Source organism: Streptomyces scabichelini (assembly GCF_011045015.1).
In the GTDB taxonomy this organism is placed as follows: Bacteria; Actinomycetota; Actinomycetes; order Streptomycetales; family Streptomycetaceae; genus Streptomyces; species Streptomyces scabichelini.
In genome coordinates, this window is the sequence record NZ_JAAKZY010000129.1 from 23,390 (window position 1) to 29,389 (window position 6,000).

General features: G+C 68.8%; 4 protein-coding genes. 3 read left to right on the forward strand and 1 reads right to left on the reverse strand.

The annotated features are described in order from the left end of the window. Positions 1 to 441 precede the first annotated feature (441 nt). Complete coding sequence (locus tag G5C60_RS32275; RefSeq protein WP_165264554.1) at positions 442 to 2,958, forward strand: beta-glucosidase family protein; 2,517 nt, start codon at positions 442 to 444, stop codon at positions 2,956 to 2,958. A 101-nt stretch (positions 2,959 to 3,059) separates the two neighbouring features. Beyond that, the gene (locus G5C60_RS32280) at positions 3,060 to 3,875 is read left to right on the forward strand and encodes an SAM-dependent methyltransferase (RefSeq protein WP_165264555.1); all 816 of its coding nucleotides are present in this window, start codon (positions 3,060 to 3,062) and stop codon (positions 3,873 to 3,875) included. Positions 3,876 to 3,905: 30 nt separating this feature from the next. Here G5C60_RS32280 and G5C60_RS32285 read toward each other — a convergent pair whose 3' ends face one another. Continuing rightward, positions 3,906 to 4,811: a helix-turn-helix domain-containing protein gene (locus tag G5C60_RS32285; protein WP_165264556.1), complete on the reverse strand. Its 906-nt coding sequence runs from the start codon at positions 4,809 to 4,811 to the stop codon at positions 3,906 to 3,908. 253 nt (positions 4,812 to 5,064) lie between these two features. Between G5C60_RS32285 and G5C60_RS32290 the strand changes: the two genes are divergently transcribed. Beyond that, entirely contained in the window at positions 5,065 to 5,877 is an 813-nt protein-coding gene (locus G5C60_RS32290) for a DUF427 domain-containing protein (RefSeq protein ID WP_165264557.1), read from the forward strand. Positions 5,878 to 6,000: the final 123 nt, after the last annotated feature.

Sequence of the window (6,000 nt, forward strand, 5' to 3'; positions counted from 1 at the left end):
CGGGCCATGCGGGCCAATGCGGGCCAAGAGTGACGTGCATCGCCATCGGGGCCGCCATGGAGACCATGTCCAGGTCCCCGTCATGTGCTCCGAGCTGCACGGTGGGCCGGCGGGAAGTCCTTACGAGGAACTGACGCGAAACTGACGGCAGTTGCCCCACCCGTCACACAGACCACTATGGTTCTTCACCTGTCTGCCTCTCGCTCACTGCGGCGTGGAGGCCGGCATCGCCGCGGTGTAAGAAAGCGGCCGCCGCGGCACTGGCGGGCGCCCCGGGTCCTTTCCGGGGCGCCACGCACAGGTCGTCACCGACGCGTTTCCTTCGGTTCGTGTCCTGGTTCCGGCGTTCACCGGCGTTCAAGGGTCGAACGCCGATTGCCGATGGCACGTGTACCCGCGGGCTCACACCGACGTGCCCGCGCACTGAAGGAGTGACGGCTCATGTCCGACACCGTGTCCCGGCGATCGGCCCTGCGTCTGCTGGGCGGTTCGATCGCGGTCGCCGCCGCGGCCACCTCTGCCGGAATCACGACCCCCTCGCATGCTGCGGCACAGGAAAGACGGGATCCCGGCGCGGGCCCGCGCGTCGAGGGCCTGATGGCCGAGCTGACCCTTGATGAGAAGATCTCGCTGCTGCACGGCGCCACCGATCCGGAGTCGCTGGGCCAGGCCGGATACATCCCCGGTGTGGACCGCCTGGCCATCCCGCCGCTCCGCCTCGCGGACGGCCCGGCCGGCGTCCGCGTCACCCGGCACGCCACGGCCCTGCCCGCTCCCGTCCTGCTCGCCTCCGCCTTCGATCCCGCACTGGCCCGCCGCTACGGCCAGGTCATCGGCCGCGAGGGCCGTGCGCTGGGCCAGGACGTCCTGTTGTCGCCGATGGTCAACCTGATCCGCACTCCGTACGCGGGGCGCAACTTCGAGACCTTCGGCGAGGACCCGCTGCTCTCCGCCGACCTGGTGGCCCAGGAGATCAAGGGCATCCAGAGCGAGGGTCTGATCGCGACCGTCAAGCACTTCGCGCTGAACAACCAGGAGAAGGACCGCATGACCCTCGACGTGCGGGTCGACGAGCGGACGATGCACGAGGTCGAACTACGCGCCTTCCAGGCCGCCGTCCGTGCCGGCACGGGCGCGGTCATGGGCGCCTACAACAAGGTCAACGGCACCTTCGCCTGCCAGAACAAGGAACTCCTCACCGGCATCCTGCGCGACCGCTTCGGCTTCGAGGGCTGGGTGATGTCCGACTGGGGCGCCACTCACAGCACCGCTGCCGCGATCACCGCCGGCCTCGACATGGAGATGCCGGACGGCACCCACTTCGGCAAGGCTCTGAAGACGGCCGTTGAGAACGGGAGCGTTGCCGAGAAGTACGTCGAGCGTTCCGTACGCCGCCTTCTGACGGTGATGGACGGCTTCGGGCTGCTCGACGGCAGCGTCCCGCCCCGCCCGGCCCGGGATGCGGCGGCGGGCGCGGCGGTCGCGCTGGAGGTGGCCAAGGCCGGAGCCACGCTGCTGCGCAACGAGAACCGCACACTGCCCCTGACCGGTGCCGCCGCCCTCAGCATCGCCGTCATCGGGCCCACCGGATCGATCCCGTTCGTCAGCGGTGGCGGCAGCGCCCATGTCGTCCCCGACCGGGCCGACAGCCCGCTCGACGCCATCAAGTCCCGTGCGCGGCAAAGCGCGGGGCAAAGTGCGCGGCAAGGTGCGGGGCAAGGTGCTCAGGTTTCGTACGCACTCGGCGAGGATCTCTTCGGCAAGGCCATCCCAAGGGGTGCCTTCTCGCGGGGCCTCGACACCGAGGGCCAGCCGGTCGCCGCCGGGAAGACCTGGACGTACGAGGGAGTGCTCACCGTCGAGGACGCCGACGAGTGGACCTTCGTCATCCACTACTCGGGTACGCGCCCCAAGGTGCTCCTCGACGGCGAGGAACTCTTCCCGGTGGCGCCCGGACTCGCCGAGCAGTTCACCGGCGGCCTCGTCTCCACCGCGCCCGACGGGCTCACCGTGCGCCGCAAGACACTTGACCTTGCCAAGGGCCCGCACCAGGTGAAGATCACCGCGCGAGGCGGTGACAAGGGGCAGGTGTTCCGGCTGCGGCGCGTCACCGGCGCCACCCGTGCCCAGGACGTCGCCCGTGCGGTGCGGGCTGCGCGGGCCGCGCACAGCGTGGTGCTCTTCGTCTACGAGGACGCCACCGAGGGCCAGGACCGCACGACCCTCGCCCTGCCCGGACATCAGGCCGCGCTGATCGAGGCGGTGACGGCGGCGAACCCCCGCACGACCGTCGTCCTCAACACCTCGTCCGCCACGTCGATGCCGTGGCTGGAGCGCACCGCCGCGGTGCTGCAGATGTACTACCCGGGCCAGGAGGGCGCGGCCGCCACCGCCGCCGTCCTGTTCGGCGACTGCGACCCCGGCGGCCGGCTCACCCAGACCTTCCCGCTCGACGACGACTACCACCCGGCCGCCGACGACCCGCGCCGCTACCCCGGCGTGAAAGGCACCGAGCAGTACTCGGAAGGCGTCCACGTCGGCCACCGCTGGTACGACGCCCAGGGCGTGCGTCCGCTGTTCCCCTTCGGGCACGGCCTCTCGTACACCACCTTCTCCTACGGCGACCTGCGCGTACGCGGGTCAGGGCGGGGACTGGAGGTGACCTTCACCGTGCGCAACACCGGACGCCGCGACGGCATCGACATCCCGCAGGTCTATGTGGGCCCCTCGCCGGACCTCCAACTCGACCAGCCGGTCAGGGCGTTGGCCGGCTATCGGCGGATCGGCCTGCGGGCGGGGGAGGAGCGCAGGATCGCCGTGCGGGTCGACGAACGCACCCTCTCCTCCTGGGACACCGAACGCCACGACTGGGTGCTGGGCACCGGCCGACGGACAGTGTGGCTCGGAGCCTCGGCGGGCGATCTGCGTCTGCGTACCGTCGCGGAAGTGCGTACGTGAGCGGACAACAGGCCAACTGGCGGCCGAACACGGGCATTTGGGGCTGCTGATTTACCTGAGTCGAGCCGTGGGAAATGTCGTGGGGGAATAACGTTGGGTCCATGACTGATGAGCCAGAGATCTCTGACCAGGATGCGCTCTCCAAGATCGATACCTCCGTGCCGCAGTCGGCCCGGATCTGGAACTACTGGCTGGGCGGGAAGGACAACTATGAAGTCGACCGTGTAGCCGGTGACGCGTTCCGCGAGATCTTCCCGGGCATCGAGACCGGAGCCCGTGCCGCTCGCTACTTCCTCGCGCGCGCTGTTCGTCATCTGGCCGCTGAGGAGGGCATCCGGCAGTTCCTGGACATAGGCACGGGGCTGCCCAATGTGGACAACACCCATGAGATCGCCCAGCGGGTGGCCCCGGAGAGCCGGATCGTCTACGTCGACAACGACCCCTTGGTGCTGGCGCACGCCCGTGCGCTGCTCACCAGCACCCCCGAAGGCGTCACCAACTACGTCGACGCTGACCTGCGCGATCCGAGCACGATTGTGCAGGAGGCCGCGAAGACGCTGGACTTCGACCAGCCCATCGCGCTCATGCTGATGGGCATCCTGGGCCATATCGAGGACCACGACGAGGCACGCTCGATCGTGCGGCAGCTGGTGGATGCCCTGCCCTCCGGCAGCTATCTCGTGCAGTACGACAGCACGAGCACCAGTGAGGCCTACGTCGAGGCCATCCGGCAGTACAACGAGGGTGGCTCGATCCCGTACATCCTCCGCAGCCCCGAGCAGATCGTGCGCTACTTCGACGGTCTTGAACTGCTCGAACCGGGTGTGGCGTCGTGCTCGCGGTGGCGTCCCGACACCGACGCCTGGGGCCTCCCTGCGGAGGTGCACCAGTACGGCGGTGTCGCCCTCAAGCGCTGAAGCCCGCCTGCTGCTGGCCCCGCCTGGAGATCAGATTTCCTGGAGGATGCGATGGAGGATCGCGGGAGTCGCGTCCGGTGATTCGGCCTCGACCACCAGGTGGTTCATGACATCCCAGTAGCGCTCGATCTCGGCCGGCCTGTCGGGATAGAGGGCACCGGCGAGTTGTTCGAGGTAGACCACATCGGGCAACTGGCCGCCGGGGAGGCGCAGGATGGTCACCGGACCGCCTTCCGCGGCGTAGCCGCCGGCGTGGAACGGCATGATCTGGACGGTGACCTGCGGGAGTCGGCAGATCTCGACGAGATGCCTGAGCTGGGCGCGCATCGTACTGGTGCCGCCCACCAGGCGACGAAGCGCCGCCTCGTCGAGCACGGCCCAGAGATGAGCCGCCGGTTGCCGGTGCAGGATCCGCCGGCGTGTCATCCGCAGCGCGACCCGCCGGTCGATCTCGTCCGCGGAAGCACCCGGGTGGGCGAGCTGGATGGCGGCACGCGCGTAGTCAGGGGTCTGCAGTAAGCCGGGAATACGTTGGACCTCGAAGCAGCGGATGACACTCGCTGCCTGTTCGGCCCCGAGGTACGTCTGCATCCAGGGCGGCACCACGTCGTTGTAGTACTGCCACCAGGCGGGGGTGTTGGCCTGCTCGGCCAGAGCCAGCAGGGTGGCGCGTTCGGCCTCGTCGGTGACTCCGTAGAGGGTGAGCAGATCGGCCACGTCACGCAGTTTGAATCCGTGGCGGCCGGCCTCAAGCCGGCTGATCTTGGACCGGGAGCCGCGGATGACGCGACCCGCGGCCTCACGGGATATCTGCCGCTCCTCGCGCAGTGTGCGCAGCCGTGCGCCCAGGACCAGGCGCGGCACCATGGGGCCCGCCGACTGGCTGTTCAAGACCCCGCTGTCGGACCGAGTACGTGCGACTTGTTCGGTGCCCATGGGCATTCTCCCTGCGGTGAACGCAACTTGGTGCGCATTCAAGCGCTGCGATTTGCCATCTTAGGGGCTGTCGGGTACATGATCTTCGGCTTGACGAGGACTCGATGGACGGCAGGGCCGCCGCCACACGACTGCCTGAGCCGTCTCGGTTCACCTTGTCCTCGGTAGGGGCGTCGGTGAGCATGAGGGTGTCCGGCCGACAGGTGCGTACAGCGCCGAAGCCACCGCCTGAACGAGCCGAAGGAGAGCGGTCATGAGTACGTTCACCCAGCGATCCGTACGGACCACCCCGGAGGGCATCCAGTGGGAGCCCAGCGAACGCTGGGTCCGCGGCCGCAAGGGCGACATCACCGTCGTGGACAGCCGTCACCCCGTTCTCGTCTGGGAGTCCGAGCTCCCCATCCCCGTGTACGCGTTTCCGCGCGAGGAGGTCCGCGAGGACCTGCTCCGGCCTGCGAAGAACCCCCGGACGGGCAAGCACGCCGGATCGCAGATCTTCTACGACCTCGAAGTCGGCGGCGAGCTGCTGGAGAACGCGGCCTGGACCTTCCCCGCCGACGACCTGGCCGGCCATATCGCCTTCGAGTGGTTCGGACGGAGCGGCCGAGGGCTCGACCGCTGGTACGAGGAGGAGGAAGAGATCTTCGTCCACCCCCGGGACCCGCACCATCGAGTGGACGCCATCGCGAGCAGCCGCCACGTCCAGGTCGAGATCGACGGCACGGTCGTCGCCGACACCCGCCGCCCGGTACTGCTCTTCGAGACCGGACTGCCGGTGCGGTACTACATCCCGCGCGATGACGTCCGCGCCGACCTTCTCGTCCCCACCGACCACAGCACCGGGTGCCCCTACAAGGGCACCGCCCAGTACTGGTCGTGGCGGGGCGACGCCGACGTCCCGGCGAACCTCGTATGGAGCTACCCGGACCCGCTGCCCGCGGTGGCCGCCGTCCAAGGACTGCTCGCCTTCTACAACGAAGCGGTCGACATCACCGTGGACGGCGACCGCGTGGAGCGGCCCGTCACCCCGTTCACCAGGACGCTCTCGACGCGACCGACGACCTAGTGTCCTGCGCCAGAGATTCGTCGGCAGAAGCGGGCGAGGGAGTCGAGGATTTCTTCGGCTGTCTTGGTCCAGATGAAGGGCTTGGGGTCTTCGTTCCAGTCCTTGACCCAGGCGCGGATGTCG